This is a genomic window from Xanthomonas prunicola (genome assembly GCF_002846205.1).
Taxonomy (GTDB): domain Bacteria; phylum Pseudomonadota; class Gammaproteobacteria; order Xanthomonadales; family Xanthomonadaceae; genus Xanthomonas; species Xanthomonas prunicola.
This window is the reverse complement of sequence record NZ_PHKV01000003.1, coordinates 243262-257722: the sequence shown is the minus strand read 5'-3', so window position 1 is coordinate 257722 and position 14461 is coordinate 243262. Positions and strand designations below refer to the sequence as shown.

The window sequence follows — 14461 nt, the reverse complement described above, 5'->3', positions numbered from 1 at the left end:
GATGAACGCCAAAAGCCCGGTCGCCATCGTTGAGGTAACGGCAATGCCGATCGCATCTGTAGCGTTGCGGCCGCTTGTCACGCTGCCGGATGCGGTCGCTTCAGATTCGCGCCACGCTGCGGATGCGTGGCGTGCAGGCAAAAAAAAGCCGCGGCATGCCGCGGCTTTTTTCTGAGTGGCGAAGATCAGGCCAGACCGGCCTGCTTCATCACTTCGGCGGCGTAGTCTTCCACCACCTTCTCGATGCCTTCGCCAACGGCCAGGCGCTGGAAGCCGACCACTTCGGCGCCGGCGGCCTTGACGGCCTGCTCGACGGTCTGGTCGGTGTTCAGCACGTACGGCTGGCCGTACAGCGTCACTTCGTTGACGATCTTGCTGATCTTGCCGCTGATGATCTTTTCCAGGATTTCGGCCGGCTTGGCCTTGTCCTTCTCAGACATCTTGGCCAGTTCGATTTCCTTTTCCTTGGCAACGAATTCGGCCGGAACGTCGGAGGCCTTGACGTGCGGCGGGTTCATCGCAGCGATGTGCATCGCGATGCCGCGCGCCAGCTCGACGTCGCCACCCTTCAGCTCGACCAGCACGCCGATACGGCCGCCGTGCACGTAGGCCGCGACGTTGTTGGCGCTATCGATACGGACCAGGCGACGCACCTGCAGGTTTTCGCCAACCTTGGCGATCACCGCGGCGCGACGCTCTTCGATGGTCTCGCCGCTGTCGAGCTTGACGCTCTTGAGCGCTTCGGCATCGGCAGCATCCGAGTTCAGTGCGGCATTGGCCACAACCTCGGTGAAGGCCAGGAAGTTCTCGTCCTTGGCGACGAAGTCGGTCTCGGAATTGACTTCGACCAGCACGGCCTTGCCGCCGGTCTGGGCGGTGGCGATGCGGCCTTCGGCGGCAACGCGGTCAGCCTTCTTGTCGGCCTTGGCCAGGCCCGACTTGCGCAGCCACTCGGCCGCGGCGTCGATGTCGCCTGCGTTTTCGACGAGTGCCTTCTTGCACTCCATCATGCCGGCGCCGGTGCGCTCGCGCAGTTCCTTGACCAGGGAAGCAGTGATTTCCATGGAATTACCTCATATGGACGAATGCGTGCGGCGGAAGTGTTTCCGCCAGTAGGAGACGGTGCAGCGTGCCGCCGCCCCCGTAGATGTAGTCAGTGGCCTCGGCGACGGGCCGCAAGGGCGCCGTCGGGGCTGCGGCCGCACAGCATGGTGCGGCCGCATTGCATGCCGATTACTCGGCAGCCGGGGCGTCGGCCTTCTTCTCGCCCTTCTTGGCCGGAGCGCGACGGCCCTTGCCTTCGTCGGCGGCTTCGGCCGAGAACTCTTCTTCGCGCACCGACGCCGAATTCGGCGCAGCAGCCTTGCCTTCCAGCACGGCATCGGCAGCGGCACGTGCGTACAGCTGCACGGCGCGGATGGCGTCGTCGTTACCCGGGATGGCGTAGTCGACCAGGGCCGGATCGTAGTTGGTATCAACCACGGCGATCACCGGGATGCCGAGCTTCTTGGCTTCCTTGATGGCGATGTCTTCATGGCCGATGTCGATCACGAAGATCGCGTCGGGCAGACGGTTCATTTCCTTGATGCCACCCAGCGAGGCGTCCAGCTTCTCGCGTTCGCGACGCAGGCCCAGCACTTCGTGCTTGACCAGCTTTTCGAAGGTGCCGTCGGTTTCGGCGGCTTCCAGTTCCTTCAGACGGGCAACCGACTGCTTGACGGTGCGGAAGTTGGTCAGCGTGCCGCCCAGCCAGCGCTGGGTCATGAAGGGCATGCCGCAACGCTCGGCTTCTTCCTTGATGGACTCGCGCGCGCTGCGCTTGGTGCCCAGGAAGAGGATGGTGCCGCGCTTCTGCGCGATCGAGGACAGGAAGTTCATCGCGTCGTTGAAGAGCGGAACGGTCTTCTCGAGGTTGATGATGTGGATCTTGCCGCGCGCGCCGAAGATGTACGGCGCCATCTTGGGGTGCCAGTAACGGCACTGGTGGCCGAAATGGACGCCGGCTTCCAGCATCTGACGCATGGTGACTTGGGGCATTGCAGTAACTCCGATAAGAGCGGAATCACCGTGCGCGGCCTTGACTTTGAAGAGTCCGCACATGGATGTGCGGGCTGTTGCGAGGGACTCGCATCAAAACGCACTCGATTCCGGGGTTGGGCTTCCCTGTTGCCTCCGCGACGAACCCTGTGTGAGGGCACCCCGGCGCGGATGGCGGCAGCAGGTGTGAATTCGTCGGTGACGTCCGACGTGAACGACGCAATGCGTGAAAGACGCAAAACAGCCGACGGATTATAGTCGGCAGGCCGGGGCTGTGCAATTGGTTCAATGCCGGCGTCCGCCAGGCCTTCAGGCCTGTGAATCGGGAATCGGGAATCGCAAGAGCTTGGCCGTCCGGACGCCCTGTACGCAGTCGGCGGCGCCGATGCGCCTGCCGATCCCACTCTCGATTCCCGATTCCTATGGCTGCAGTGCCAGCGTCGTCTCGATATCGCTGTTGACGCGTGCCACGAAACGGCCATGGCCGACGGTCAGGTTGGCCGGCAATGCCCACTGACGGGTCTGGCCGGGCAGGACGTAGCCGGCCAGGTTGTCGCGAATGCTGCGGCGGGTGCCGCCGGCATCGATGTAGGCCAGGTCGGCCAGGCGCGCATGGTGAAGTCCTGCGTTATGCACGTTCAAGACAAGACCGGCGCCATCGACCGACAGGGTTGTCCGCAGAGCCGGGTGTGCATCGCCCGGCTCGCTGGGCAGGACGAAGACTGGCGTGGAATACCGCAACAGTTCGGTGTCGCCTTCCGAGGCATGCTGGGTCACCACCAGGCGGTAGCTGTCTTCGGTCTGTTGCGGACTTGGTCCCAGACGGATCACCCGCAACAACTGCCGCCCTTGCGGCGGGATTTCGAAATGGCTCGGGCTGACGGTGGCGCCTTTGGCGGGCTCAAGCAGCTCACGGTCGCCGTCCTGGCTCCACCGGTACAGCTTGGCTTCGGCGTGCCACGGCACTGCGGCCTGGTTGTAGAGCCACACGGCGGTCTGGTCGCTGTCGGCGGGAATGTGCGCCGTGGTGGGGGCAATCGCGATTTCGGCAGCGGCAACGCTGCCATTCGGTGCCAGGCAGGCCATTCCGAGCGCGAGCCAGCAACCAAGCAAGCGGGGCATGGTCATAGTCAGAACGCAATCGTGGTCATGCGTGCCGCACTGGCGGGCGCTGGCCCGGCAAGTGCGCTGGCGTCCTGGCCGGTGCTGGTGGGGGCCTCGGTGGCGCGTGCCGGCTGGGCGATCGCCATCGGCGTGCCCCTGGAGCAGCTGGCACGTGGCGGGGTGGTGCGCAGTTCGCAGCCGCTGAGCAGCCGCAAACCGATGTGCAGGGTGGAATTTTCCGGGCCGCGGCCGGCGGCGGCGCTGGCTGCTGTTGCAGTGAGGACGAGCGCAACCACGGTCAGACTTTTAAAGAGGGTGACCAGTGTCATGGAGGCAATCGTTTGCATTGGAGACGTAACAAATAGCGACGTTCCCCATGCGAACTTTATTAACTGTCAGTAAGTGATGGAGACCGTCACCGTGTCGTTGTAGGCCCCTGCGATGGGCAATTGCGCGCCGGGCGCACGGCCGTAAACGGTGACTGTCTGGGTCACGCCGTTGCCTGTGCCGGCGAGCGTGTCCACCCCGATTGTGGTGCCCCAGAGGTTGGCGCGCCCGGCATCCCGGTAAAGCTGGTAGGTCACATAGTTGGCGCTGGAGGCGTGGCGCATGCGTCGGGTGCCGCCGCTGGCGTTGACGCCGTTGTCCAGACCGATGTTCCAGGCGGTGCGGTTGGTACAGGCCAGGCTGATGGTGGAGGTGCGGTCGATGGCCGTGTTGATGCTGCCGGCGATGCTGCCGAAATCCAGATCGGTGGTGACATAGGTATTGCAGCGGGCCGGCACGTTGGCCGAGGCGGTGAACGGAAACGCGTTGCTGGCGGTCTTGGCGCCGCTGCCACCAGCGGTACAACTGCTCGGTGCCGGCGGCATGCCGATGACGCTCTCGTTGTAGGAGTAGCGCAGCACCGTGTCAGCGCCGCCGAAACTGCTGGTGTGGTTGCCGATCGACAGGATCTGGTTGGCCGGAATGCGCCCGTACAGGGTGACGCTGGTGGTCTGCGAGCCGCCGGTGACCACCGGGACACCGTACGACAGTGTCAATAGAACCGGTGAGGGGGTGGTCGATGCGGTGGCGCCCCAGATCTGGGTGCGCGAGGCGTCGCTGTAGATCTGGAAGTCCAGGCTGTCGCCGGTGGTGTTGCGCAGCTGGCGCGGCGCGTACAGGCCGCCGCTGGCGCTGCCTGGCCCCAGGTCCAGGCACAGGCTGACCTGCGAGTAGCCCAGGACGCTGAGCGCGGCGGTCGAACAGGACACGTTGAGCGTCGCCACCGCATCGCTGGTGCCATTGGCCGCGACATTGCCGAACGCCAGCGGGGTGCCCAGGGTGGCGGTGCAGGTGGTGTCGGCGCGCGCGACCTGGGTGGGCGCAAGCCACAGCGTGGCGATCGTCAGTGCCAGCAGCATGCGCCAGAGTGGGTGCATGCTCATGGTGTGTTCTGCTCAGCCAGACAGGCCAGCGGGCCGACGCGCGGAATCCCGCCGGGAGCGGCCGGGTAGGCGAACTGCACGGTGCAGCGCCCGTTCGGCGATTCGACCAGCAGGCGGTTGTCGCGCTGCAGGTTGTCCAGATAGGTCTCGCCGTCGTAGCCGACCACCACCCGCTCGCCGTCGCCTTCGCGCTGCACCACGCTGCCCACCGGCAACGGCGCGCCCTGCGCGTCGTGCAACACGATGATCGCCGCACGCACGCGGGTGATGCCGAAGCGCACCGCCACCCCGGATTGCTGGCGCGGCGTCACCGTGGTTTCGACGCGATCCACGCGCAGGTCCGCCGGCAGGTTCAGGGTATCGATCGACAATTGATTGCGTTGCCACGATTGCAGCGGTGTCACCAGCAGCATGCCACGTGCGTCGGTGACGCCGATCAGACGATTCTCCAGCCGCACCGGAATGCCGGCCTGGCCGTCTGTGGAGACCACCGCGAAGGCATCCTGGATGTCGCGCGCGGCAAAGCCGCTCCCGTTCATCCACACCAGGCTGCCACTGGCGCTGGCGTAGCCGAAGCTGTCGCCGTCCTGATTGGCCGCGCCAAGGTTGTAGCGGCCGACCCGGTTCAACCAGCCCAGTTCGGCCAGCCCGCCATTGGCATCGTCGCCGGCCCGTCCCTGCACGCGCCAGCCGATGCCGCCTAGGTCGCCGTCGCCTGGCAACGGCTGACTCACATCGGCGACGAATCCGGTGCGGTTGCCGTTGCGCTGCATCGAAGCGCTGGCCTGGCGCAACTCGCCGAAGGTGGTCGACAGCGACAGGTACAGGCTGCGGTCGCTGCGCAGATCCAGGTTCTGGTTGCCGGACAGGTTGGCGGCCCAGTTGCGCCCGAAGCTGCGCGACCAGAACAGGCTGGCATAGCGCGAGGTGTCGCCCTGGGGATAACTCAGCCGCACGTAGCTGGTGCCCAGCGAGCCGATCGCATTGACGTTGACGCCGAACACCGCGCGGTCGCTGATGCGTGCCGGCAACGCGCCTTGCAGCGCGCCCAGGTCGCGGTAGTCGCCGTGGGTGCGCTGGGTACCTAGATTGAGGTTGAAGCGACGGTTGTTCCAAGCGAAGCCCAGCACATACTGGCCGCCGCGCAGCCCGCCCATCCGGCTATGCGCATACGCGGCGTTGACCACGCCGCCGGGCCCGAGCAGCCACACGCCGCCGGCGCCGGCATTGGCCACGTCGCCGCCGGCTTCGGCATGCGCCTCGACGGTGACGTCATCGCGCAGGCCCTTGCGCAGGGTGGCGCTGGCCACCGTGCGCGATTCATACGAGAACGAGCGCACGCCGTAGTCCTGACGCAGATGGCCGATGCCCGCCGACCATTCGGAAACACCGCGCGCCAGCAACTGGGGCGTGCCATAGAACGCAAAGTCGAGCCGGCGCACCTGGCCGAAGGCGTCGGTCACCACGATCTGCGCCTGGCCAGTACCGCTGATGCCCGGCTGTGCGGCCAGCTGGAAGGGGCCGGCCGGCACCTGGCCGCTGTACTGGCGCAGCCCGTCGACGTAGAGCTCCACGGTCGAAGGCACGGTCGCTTCGCCCAGGAAGCTGGGCGTGGGCGTCAGCACGCGGTACGGCTGCAAGGCGTAGTTGCGGCCGATCTGCACGCCGCCCAGGCGGATCGAGCGGCTCCAGTCGACGAAGCCGCTGTAGAAGTCGCCGACGGTGAGGCTGGTGGCGCTGTCGGGGAAATCCATCTGCCAAGCGCTGTCCAGGCGCACCGCTTCGCTGCGCCAGCGTTTGTCCTGTGGGCGGTCGTAGGCCAGAAAGACCGCGGTGGTGTCGACCATGCCGCGGCCGATGCCGAAGGCGCGCACTTCGGTGGCCAGCGACGCGCTGCTGACGCCGGCGTTGCGGGTGGCATACAGATCGTAATTGACTAGCATGCCTGGCGATGCGGTGGCGCTGGGCGGGGCCACTTCTTCTGCTTTCAGCACCGTGGTGGACAACGACAGCTGCGCCAGCGGCACCTGCAGCGCGAGCCGCTGCAGCGCGGCGTCGTAGCGCACTTCCACGTCGGGCAGGCGGTCCAGATCGACCAATTCGCCAGGGGCGCGGTCGGCCAGGATGAAGCCGAGTCTGCGCAGGGTCTCCACCGCGCCGCGCAGCCGGCCGTCGACCAGTTCGAACGGCGCCAGGCCGCGGTCGGCCTGGTTCAAGGTCACGTCCAGATACAGCGTTTGCGGCTGTGGCGTGGCGCTGGGCGGCGGCTGATCGGGAAGCGACGCCACGTCGGCCAGATCGCCGGCTGCGGCGCTGCTCAGGCAGCTGGCGGTCGCAAGCAGCGTCATCGCCAGCCGCACCGCATCAAGGCGCCGTCGGCGCGGCCAACAAGGTGCGTTCGTCAGCCTCACCATTGATCCTTGCGATGATGGTGCCGCGGCCGAACTGCGCCAGCGGCGCACCCAGCGACCAACGCATGGTCTGGCCTGGCAGCACATAACCCACCAAGCCATTCAATGCGGTCGTGGTCGCGCCATCGACTTGGTGCCGCAGGTCGGCGACCTGGGCATGTCCGTTGCCGGTGTTGCTGATCTGGATCTGCGCCTTGCCATCGCTGCCGGCAACCACTTGCGCGCTCAGGTTCGGCGCAGGTTCGGTGTTGCCGGGCGGCAGCAGGAAGATCGGCACCGAGTAACGCAGCACGAACTGCATCCCTTTGCGGTCGGCATCGGCGCTGGGCAGCTCGTCGACGATGATGCGGTAACACTGCTCCTGCCCGCTTGGGGCAGGCCCGGCGCGGATCACCCGGATCAACTGGCGCTCGCCAGCGGCCAGGGTGCGCATCGGCGGGCTGATCAGCAGATCCTGGGTGGGATCGAGCTGATCCTGCCCATCGCGTTGGGTCCAGCGATAGGCGCGGGTCTGCACCTGGACCGGCGCGCTGCCGCTGTTGCTCAGCCACAGCCCGTCTGCGGTCTGCTGGGCGCTCAGGCTCAGCGATGTGGGCGCCAACTGCAGGCTGGCTGCATGTGCCGGCGTCGGCAGGACGCCGTTGGCCATGACCAGCGCCGTCGCCAGCCCGGCCGACATCAGCCAGGCGGGTAAGCGTGACAACAGCTGATGCACAGGCATGCGCGTGCTCAATAGACGATCGTCGCAGTGATCGTGTCCTGGTAACTACCGGTCGCGGGATTGTTGGCCGACGGGTTGGTCACACGACCGTAGACCGGGTAGACCTGATTCAGGCCGGTGGCGGTGCGGCTGAGCGTGTTGGTGCCGGTGGTGCTGCCCCAGACCGTGCTGCGGCCCAGATCCTGGTAGAGCTGGTACGCAATGAAGTTGTTGGTGGTCACCAGCGCGTCGGTATTTTTCATGCGGCGGGTGGTGACGTCGTTGGCGGTACCGGCATTGCTGCCCGCGCTCAGTGCGATGTTGTAAGGCGTCAATGCGGTGCACTGGGCGGTCACGCTGCCGTTGGCGTCCGCATTGGCGGTCGAGGTCGAGAGCACCGAGCCGAAGTCGACATCCGTGGCGGACGCGGCGGTGATCGTGCAGGCCTTGGTGACCGCGATCTTGACGTTGAAAGTGGTGGTGTCTGCCGCGCTCGCCATGCCAATGGTCGAGAGGAGGCCGAGGGACAGCAGGACAGGGCGGACAGTATGCATGGACATTTCCTTGACCGTTCTGGTCATTGATGATGCGACGAGTTGTCGCCTTCCCTGCGATGCATTAACTGTGCCAAAAATCACGCGAAATTCACATGCTATCTCGCTGTCTTGGCAGGTATTTTTCGTGAAAATGCGATGTCCTGCGGATGGCTCCGTTAATGCGGGTTTTGACGCGGGGTGCGCGGCGTCACACATGAATAGGCGGCTGCGACGGGTTTTTGCTGCACCGTTCGCTTGTCGCCGCGCTGCGAGTTCCTGCAAAAAAACGCAGGCGTGGGTCGTTCAGATTCAGCCCGAATCGGCGATAATCGCGTCCATGAGCGTCAATCTGAAAACTAAAGAAGAAATCGAACTGATGCGCGTCGCCGGCCGTCTGGCCGCCGAGGTGCTCGACATCGTTGGCCCGCACGTCAAGCCGGGCGTGACCACTGCCGAGCTGGATCGCATCTGCCACGACCACATCGTCAACGTGCAGGGCACCATTCCTGCCAATGTCGGCTATCGCGGCTTTCCCAAAAGCGTATGCACCTCGGTCAACAACGTGATCTGCCACGGCATTCCGAGCGCGGCCAAGGTGTTGAAGGACGGCGACATCGTCAATATCGATGTCACCGTGATCAAGGACGGCTGGCACGGCGACACCAGTCGCATGTACTACGTGGGCACGCCGTCGGTGATGGCCAAGCGCCTGGTGGACACCACCTATGAAGCGATGTGGCGCGGCATCCGGGCGGTCAAGCCGGGCGCCACGCTGGGCGATGTGGGCCACGCGATCCAGAAGTTTGCCGAGGCCGAGCGTTTCAGCGTGGTGCGCGATTACTGCGGCCACGGCATCGGCAAGGTCTATCACGACGAGCCGCAGGTCATGCATTACGGGCGTCCGGGCGAAGGGCTGGTGCTCAAGCCGGGCATGACCTTCACCATCGAACCGATGATCAACGAAGGCACCTATCACCATAAGACCCTGCCGGATGGCTGGACCGTGGTCACCAAGGACCGCAAGTTGTCTGCGCAGTGGGAACACATGGTGGCAGTGACCGAAGACGGCGTGGATGTGCTGACGCTGTCGGCCAATTCGCCCGCACCGGTATGACGGAGACGCCGGCGGAGCGACCCGACCCGGGCGTCGCCGGCGACGCGGGGTGGGCCGCACAGGCCCGTCCGCTGCTGGTGCACGCGGACATGCGGCTGTGCAAGCGCTTCGATCAGGGCGAGCCGATCGAGCGCCTGGTCGCGCTGCGCGCACGCGCGGTCGACCAGTTGATGCGCAATGCCTGGACCCGCTGCATTCCGGCCGATAGCGGTTTGTCATTGCATGCGGTTGGCGGCTACGGGCGCGGCGAACTGTTCCCGCGCTCGGATGTGGATGTGTTGGTGCTGGGAGAAAGCGCTGCGCAGCAGCAGCATGAGCAGGCCTTGGCGCGCTTGTTTGCGCTGCTCTGGGATGTGGGTCTGCCGATCAGCCACGCGGTGCGCTCACCGGCGCAGTGCACGGTGGCGGCCGCCGATCAGACCGTGCTCACTGCCTTGATCGAATCGCGCGCACTGGTGGCCGATGCCGCCGCGCGCGCTGCACTGGCCGCGGCAATCGCGCCGCCACAGGTCTGGCCGCCGCGCGATTTCTTCCAAGCCAAGCGCGAGGAATTGCTGGCGCGCCATCAGCGTTTCGGCGACACCGCCGACAACCTCGAACCCGACATCAAGGATGGCCCCGGCGGTCTGCGCGATCTGCAGACGCTGGGTTGGATGGCGCTGCGTGCGTTCGGGGTCAAGGACCTGGAGGCCTTGGTCGGACTGGGTCATGTGGGTTTCGACGAAGCCGCCGCGCTGCGCCGCGAGCGCGAAGAGCTCGCCCGTCTGCGTTTCGGTCTGCACACCGTGGCCAACCGGCCCGAAGAGCGCTTGCGTTTCGATTATCAAAAGACCCTGGCCGAGCGGCTGGGGTTTGCCGACGACCTGGAAAGTCTGGGCGTGGAAAAAATGATGCAGCGCTTTTATCGCAGCGCTGCGTTGATTCGCCGCATCAGCGACCGACTGCTGCAGCGCTTCGAAGAGCAGTTCGATGGCGAAGCGACACCGGAACCGCTGGGCGGCGGCTTCAGCCTGCGTCGCGGTTATCTGGCTGCCGACTCGGAGAGCTGGCCGGGCGACGATGTGTTGCAAGTGTTCGCACTGTTCGCGCAATGGGCGGCACATCGCGAGGTGCGCGGCCTGCATTCGTTGACTGCGCGTGCGCTGGCCGAAGTGCTGCAGCAACTGCCGGCCTATCACGTGGCCGATGCCGCCACGCGCGATCGTTTCATGGCGCTGCTGCGCGGTCCGCGCGCGGTCGATACGCTCAATCGTATGGCGCGGCTGGGCGTGCTGGGGCAGTGGATTCCGGCATTTGCCAGTGTGTCCGGGCGCATGCAGTTCGACCTCTTCCATGTCTATACGGTGGATCAGCACACCTTGATGGTGTTGCGGAACATCGCGCTGTTTGCCGCTGGCCGTGCGGACGAGCGTTTTTCGATCGCGCATGAAGTCTGGCCGCGTCTGCGCAAGCCGGAATTGCTGCTGCTGGCCGGGCTGTTTCACGATATCGCCAAGGGCCGCGGCGGCGATCATTCCGAGCTGGGTGCGGTCGATGCGCGCGCGTTCTGCCTTGCGCATCGCCTCAGCGAAGGCGATACCGAACTGGTGACCTGGCTGGTGGAGCAGCACTTGCGCATGTCGGTCACCGCGCAGAAACAGGACATCTCCGACCCGGAGGTGATCCACCGTTTCGCCACCCTGGTCGGCACCCGCGAACGGCTGGATTACTTGTATCTACTCACCTGCGCCGACATTGCCGGCACCAGTCCCAAGTTGTGGAATGCATGGAAGGATCGCTTGTTGGCGGACCTGTATTTCGCCGCGCGTCGCGCCTTGCGCGAAGGTCTGGAGCATCCGCCGCCGCGCGAAGAACGCCTACGCGAAGCGCGCGATTCCGCACGTGCGCTGATGCAGGCGCAAGGGCATGACGATGCCACCATCGACCGGCAATTCGCCGGCATGCCGGACGAGAACTTCCTGCGCTTCCGTCCCGAGCAATTGGCCTGGCAGGCGGCGTCGCTGATCGAAGTGGACATCGGCCAGACCCTGGTCAAGGCACGTCGCGCGGTGCCGGACAACGATGCGCTGGAAGTGTTCGTGTATTCGACGGACCGCGATGGGCTGTTTGCGGCCATCGTGGCCACGCTCGATCGCAAGGGCTACGGTATTCACCGTGCACGCGTGCTGGATGCGCCACACGATGCGATCTTCGACGTGTTCGAAGTGCTGCCGCAGGACACCTACGCCGACGGCGACCCGCAGCGGCTGGCGGCAACGCTGCGCCAGGTGCTGGCCGGCGACCTGCAGAAGGTGCGCCCGGCACGGCGCGCAGTGCCGCGCCAGTTGCGGCACTTCCGCTTCGCACCGCGGGTGGAATTCAGCGAAAGCGCCGGCGGCCGCCGCACCCGCATCAGTCTGGTCGCGCCCGACCGTCCCGGTCTGCTCGCCGATGTCGCGCATGTGTTGCGTATGCAGAACCTGCGCGTGCACGACGCGCGCATCGCCACCTTCGGCGAGCGCGCCGAAGACCAGTTCCAGATCACCGACGAGCACGACCGCCCGTTGTCCGAATCCGCCCGGCAGGCCCTGCGCGATGCGCTGTGCGCCTGCCTCGACCCTGTCTAGCCCTCCGGAGACCCCCCATGGCCACCAGCAAGAAGACCGCGCGCAAGCAGAGCGCGACCACCACCAACGCAGCGTCCAAGTCCACGGGCGCAACGCGCGGCAAGGCTGCCAAGGCGACGGTTGCCGCCGCCTCCACGCCGGTTGTTGGCGCGGGCAAGAAGAGCGCCACTGCTGGCGCTGTCGGCAAAAAGACTGCCGCACCTGACGCAGCAGGCAAGAAGACTGCTGCACAGAAGGCTGTCGGCAAGACGACGACCGCCGCCGCGCCGCGCGTGGCCAAGCGGCCGACTGAGGTGGTCTGTGCACCGGCCGGCAAGAAGGCTGCTGCGGCAAAGACGCTGCCGATTGCCGAGCAGGCCGTGCACAGCGCCGCAACGCAGGTCGGCAGCGATGAACTCAAATTCGGTATCGAAAGCGCGTTCGAACGTCGCGCGACGTTGACCATGGACGAGATCGACGGCTCCACGCGCGCAATGGTCACGCGCGCGATCGACGGCCTGGAGAGCGGCGAATTCCGCGTCGCCGAGCCGGATGGGCAGGGCGGCTGGACCGTCAACGAGTGGCTGAAAAAAGCCGTGCTGCTGTATTTCCGCGTCAACGAGATGGCGGTGATCGATGCGCAGCCCGCGCCGTTCTGGGACAAGGTGGAATCGCGCTTTGCCGGCTTCCATGAAGCCGAATTCCGCAAGGCCGGCGTGCGTGTGGTGCCGGGCGCGGTGGCGCGGCGCGGCAGTTACTTCGGCAAGGACGTAGTGCTGATGCCGAGCTTCACCAACATCGGTGCGTATGTCGGTGAAGGCACCATGGTCGACACCTGGGCCACGGTGGGTTCGTGTGCGCAGATCGGCAAGCATTGCCATCTGTCCGGCGGTGCCGGCATCGGTGGCGTGCTCGAACCGCTGCAGGCCAGCCCCACCATCATCGAAGATCATTGCTTCATCGGCGCTCGTTCGGAAGTAGTGGAGGGCGTCGTCATCGGCCACCACAGCGTGATCGGCATGGGCGTGTTCATCGGCCAGAGCACACGCATCTACAACCGCGCCACCGGCGAAATTTCCTATGGATACGTGCCACCCTACAGCGTGGTGGTGTCCGGCCAGCTGCCCTCCAGGGACGGCTCGCACTCGCTGTACTGTGCGGTGATCGTCAAGCAGGTGGATGCCAAGACGCGCAGCAAGACCAGCGTCAACGACTTGCTGCGCGGTCTGGCCGATTGAGTACGACACAGCCTGTGTTCGGCGCCATGCTGTCACGTTCGCCCAGTGGCTGGATCCGTTGGGGCATCCCGGCCGTATGGTTGGGATGGGGGGCGGTCTACGCTGCCGGCGCGCTGATGCGCGATGGCGTTCCGCAGCAGCTGGACATTCTGCGTTGGCTGGCGCCTGCACTCATGGTGGTCCTGAGCTTGCGTCTGACGTGGGCGTCTACCCGATGGGCGCAGGTCTGCGATGCGGGCAATGCGCTGGAGATCGTCCAACAAGGACGATCGCAGCGCGTGGATCTTGCCGAGCTGCGCTGCGTCGATGTCGCAGGGCTGATTCCGCCGCTGCGGATGGCACTGAAATTCCATGGCCAACGCGCCGATGTGGTGTTTCTCCCAGCATGTGGCCTTGAACACCATCAATTGGCAAACACACTGTCGGCACGCGCAAGCGCGCGCCGCGCAGTCGAGAAGGGCAGACCATGACCACGCTCTACGGATTGAAGAATTGCGACACCTGCAAGAAGGCGACCAAGTGGCTGGACCGCTTCGGCTTGGCCCATACGTTCGTCGATTACCGCGAGCACAAGCCGGAGCCGGAGACGCTGGTCGCCTGGGCCGAACAGGCGGGCGGCTTCGATGCCTTGATCAACAAGTCTTCGACGACCTGGCGGCAGCTGCCCGACAACAAAAAAACGCCTGGCTCGCAGGCCGAATGGAAGCTGCTGCTGCGCGAGTATCCGCAGCTGATCCGACGGCCCGTGGTCGTGACCGACGATGGCGCGTTGAGCCAGGGATTCTCCGATAACGGCTTCAAGAAGCGGTTCGGCGTCGAGTGAACGTGCGGCCCTACCAGGGCGAGGACTGGCTCCAGCTGTGTGCCGTGCACGATGCGGCGCGGCAGCAAGAGCTGCGAGCGGCCGGCTTGCCCGAAGCATTCCTGCCCCTGCCGATCGCCGCCGAGCGTGAGTCACTGTTTGACTACACGCTGCGCGTGGCCGAGCTGGATAGACGCGTGCTGGGTTTCGTTGCCTACGATGCGCAGGAACTCACATGGCTGTACGTGGCGCCGGGCGCGCAACGGCGCGGCGTTGGCGCAGCGCTTGTTGCAGCGGTCCAGCAGGATCGTCCAAACGGCCTGTCGTTGGAATTGCTGGAAGGAAATGACGCAGCACTGGCCTTCTACCAACGCTGCGGCTTCGTCGTCACCGGCAGCCACGGCGGACGCATGCCGGGAAACGAGCGTTTTGCAGTGCGCGTGCAGACGATGCAGTGGCATGGCCCGGATGCCGCCCCAGCGATGCATGCATCAACCGTGTGAT

15 protein-coding genes are annotated in these 14461 nt (G+C 65.6%); 7 read left to right on the top strand and 8 right to left on the bottom strand.

All coding sequences use genetic code 11. From position 1 onward, the window contains the following. The first annotated feature begins 1 nt into the window (after position 1). Complete coding sequence (locus XpruCFBP8353_RS23710; RefSeq protein ID WP_157935122.1) at positions 2–175, top strand: hypothetical protein; 174 nt, start codon at positions 2–4, stop codon at positions 173–175. 10 nt (positions 176–185) lie between these two features. Here XpruCFBP8353_RS23710 and tsf read toward each other — a convergent pair whose 3' ends face one another. The 8 genes from tsf to XpruCFBP8353_RS11095 all read right to left on the bottom strand — a co-directional run bounded on the left by tsf (position 186) and on the right by XpruCFBP8353_RS11095 (position 8236). Further along, positions 186–1064 (bottom strand): translation elongation factor Ts, encoded by an 879-nt coding sequence (gene tsf / locus XpruCFBP8353_RS11130; protein ID WP_101363300.1) that lies wholly within the window; start codon positions 1062–1064, stop codon positions 186–188. 169 nt (positions 1065–1233) lie between these two features. After that, a complete protein-coding gene (rpsB, locus tag XpruCFBP8353_RS11125; protein WP_101363299.1) occupies positions 1234–2037 on the bottom strand; it encodes a 30S ribosomal protein S2 in 804 nt (267 codons plus the stop codon). Between the two features lie 420 nt (positions 2038–2457). Then, positions 2458–3165: a fimbrial biogenesis chaperone gene (locus XpruCFBP8353_RS11120; RefSeq protein ID WP_101363298.1), complete on the bottom strand. Its 708-nt coding sequence runs from the start codon at positions 3163–3165 to the stop codon at positions 2458–2460. A 2-nt stretch (positions 3166–3167) separates the two neighbouring features. Further along, a complete protein-coding gene (locus XpruCFBP8353_RS11115; RefSeq protein ID WP_101363297.1) occupies positions 3168–3488 on the bottom strand; it encodes a hypothetical protein in 321 nt (106 codons plus the stop codon). A 48-nt stretch (positions 3489–3536) separates the two neighbouring features. Continuing rightward, a complete protein-coding gene (locus XpruCFBP8353_RS11110; protein ID WP_101363296.1) occupies positions 3537–4571 on the bottom strand; it encodes a Csu type fimbrial protein in 1035 nt (344 codons plus the stop codon). Beyond that, the gene (locus tag XpruCFBP8353_RS11105; protein WP_101363295.1) at positions 4568–6919 is read right to left on the bottom strand and encodes a fimbria/pilus outer membrane usher protein; all 2352 of its coding nucleotides are present in this window, start codon (positions 6917–6919) and stop codon (positions 4568–4570) included. The genes XpruCFBP8353_RS11110 and XpruCFBP8353_RS11105 overlap by 4 nt, the downstream gene beginning before the upstream one ends. A 16-nt stretch (positions 6920–6935) precedes the next feature. Further along, positions 6936–7703 carry a fimbrial biogenesis chaperone gene (locus XpruCFBP8353_RS11100; protein WP_101363294.1) on the bottom strand — a complete coding sequence of 256 codons (768 nt, stop codon included), beginning with the start codon at positions 7701–7703 and terminating at the stop codon, positions 6936–6938. 8 nt (positions 7704–7711) lie between these two features. Further along, a complete protein-coding gene (locus tag XpruCFBP8353_RS11095) occupies positions 7712–8236 on the bottom strand; it encodes a Csu type fimbrial protein (protein ID WP_101363656.1) in 525 nt (174 codons plus the stop codon). 319 nt (positions 8237–8555) lie between these two features. Between XpruCFBP8353_RS11095 and map the strand changes: the two genes are divergently transcribed. Genes map through XpruCFBP8353_RS11065 form a run of 6 tightly spaced genes read left to right on the top strand, consistent with a single transcriptional unit; the run spans position 8556 to position 14460 of the window. Further along, complete coding sequence (map, locus tag XpruCFBP8353_RS11090; RefSeq protein WP_046963027.1) at positions 8556–9332, top strand: type I methionyl aminopeptidase; 777 nt, start codon at positions 8556–8558, stop codon at positions 9330–9332. Continuing rightward, positions 9329–11938, top strand: a complete 2610-nt coding sequence (locus tag XpruCFBP8353_RS11085) for a [protein-PII] uridylyltransferase (protein ID WP_101363293.1) — start codon at positions 9329–9331, stop codon at positions 11936–11938. Before map ends, XpruCFBP8353_RS11085 begins: the two co-directional genes overlap by 4 nt. A 17-nt stretch (positions 11939–11955) precedes the next feature. Next, on the top strand, positions 11956–13155 hold the full coding sequence (gene dapD, locus XpruCFBP8353_RS11080) for a 2,3,4,5-tetrahydropyridine-2,6-dicarboxylate N-succinyltransferase (RefSeq protein ID WP_101363292.1): 1200 nt from the start codon (positions 11956–11958) through the stop codon (positions 13153–13155). Next, positions 13152–13625, top strand: a complete 474-nt coding sequence (locus XpruCFBP8353_RS11075) for a hypothetical protein (RefSeq protein ID WP_101363291.1) — start codon at positions 13152–13154, stop codon at positions 13623–13625. The genes dapD and XpruCFBP8353_RS11075 overlap by 4 nt, the downstream gene beginning before the upstream one ends. Next, the gene (locus tag XpruCFBP8353_RS11070; protein ID WP_101363290.1) at positions 13622–13978 is read left to right on the top strand and encodes an arsenate reductase; all 357 of its coding nucleotides are present in this window, start codon (positions 13622–13624) and stop codon (positions 13976–13978) included. Before XpruCFBP8353_RS11075 ends, XpruCFBP8353_RS11070 begins: the two co-directional genes overlap by 4 nt. Then, positions 13975–14460, top strand: a complete 486-nt coding sequence (locus XpruCFBP8353_RS11065; protein ID WP_101363289.1) for a GNAT family N-acetyltransferase — start codon at positions 13975–13977, stop codon at positions 14458–14460. Before XpruCFBP8353_RS11070 ends, XpruCFBP8353_RS11065 begins: the two co-directional genes overlap by 4 nt. The last annotated feature ends 1 nt before the right edge of the window (position 14461 follow it).

Coding starts and splice junctions, on each gene's coding strand:
- XpruCFBP8353_RS11120 (WP_101363298.1), bottom strand. CDS start 3,165: ATGACCATGCCCCGCTTGCTTGGTTGCTGGCTCGCGCTCGGAATGGCC.
- tsf (WP_101363300.1), bottom strand. CDS start 1,064: ATGGAAATCACTGCTTCCCTGGTCAAGGAACTGCGCGAGCGCACCGGC.
- XpruCFBP8353_RS11070 (WP_101363290.1), top strand. CDS start 13,622: ATGACCACGCTCTACGGATTGAAGAATTGCGACACCTGCAAGAAGGCG.
- XpruCFBP8353_RS11100 (WP_101363294.1), bottom strand. CDS start 7,703: ATGCCTGTGCATCAGCTGTTGTCACGCTTACCCGCCTGGCTGATGTCG.
- XpruCFBP8353_RS11105 (WP_101363295.1), bottom strand. CDS start 6,919: ATGACGCTGCTTGCGACCGCCAGCTGCCTGAGCAGCGCCGCAGCCGGC.
- XpruCFBP8353_RS11115 (WP_101363297.1), bottom strand. CDS start 3,488: ATGCAAACGATTGCCTCCATGACACTGGTCACCCTCTTTAAAAGTCTG.
- XpruCFBP8353_RS11110 (WP_101363296.1), bottom strand. CDS start 4,571: ATGAGCATGCACCCACTCTGGCGCATGCTGCTGGCACTGACGATCGCC.
- XpruCFBP8353_RS23710 (WP_157935122.1), top strand. CDS start 2: ATGAACGCCAAAAGCCCGGTCGCCATCGTTGAGGTAACGGCAATGCCG.
- dapD (WP_101363292.1), top strand. CDS start 11,956: ATGGCCACCAGCAAGAAGACCGCGCGCAAGCAGAGCGCGACCACCACC.
- map (WP_046963027.1), top strand. CDS start 8,556: ATGAGCGTCAATCTGAAAACTAAAGAAGAAATCGAACTGATGCGCGTC.
- XpruCFBP8353_RS11085 (WP_101363293.1), top strand. CDS start 9,329: ATGACGGAGACGCCGGCGGAGCGACCCGACCCGGGCGTCGCCGGCGAC.
- XpruCFBP8353_RS11095 (WP_101363656.1), bottom strand. CDS start 8,236: ATGCATACTGTCCGCCCTGTCCTGCTGTCCCTCGGCCTCCTCTCGACC.
- rpsB (WP_101363299.1), bottom strand. CDS start 2,037: ATGCCCCAAGTCACCATGCGTCAGATGCTGGAAGCCGGCGTCCATTTC.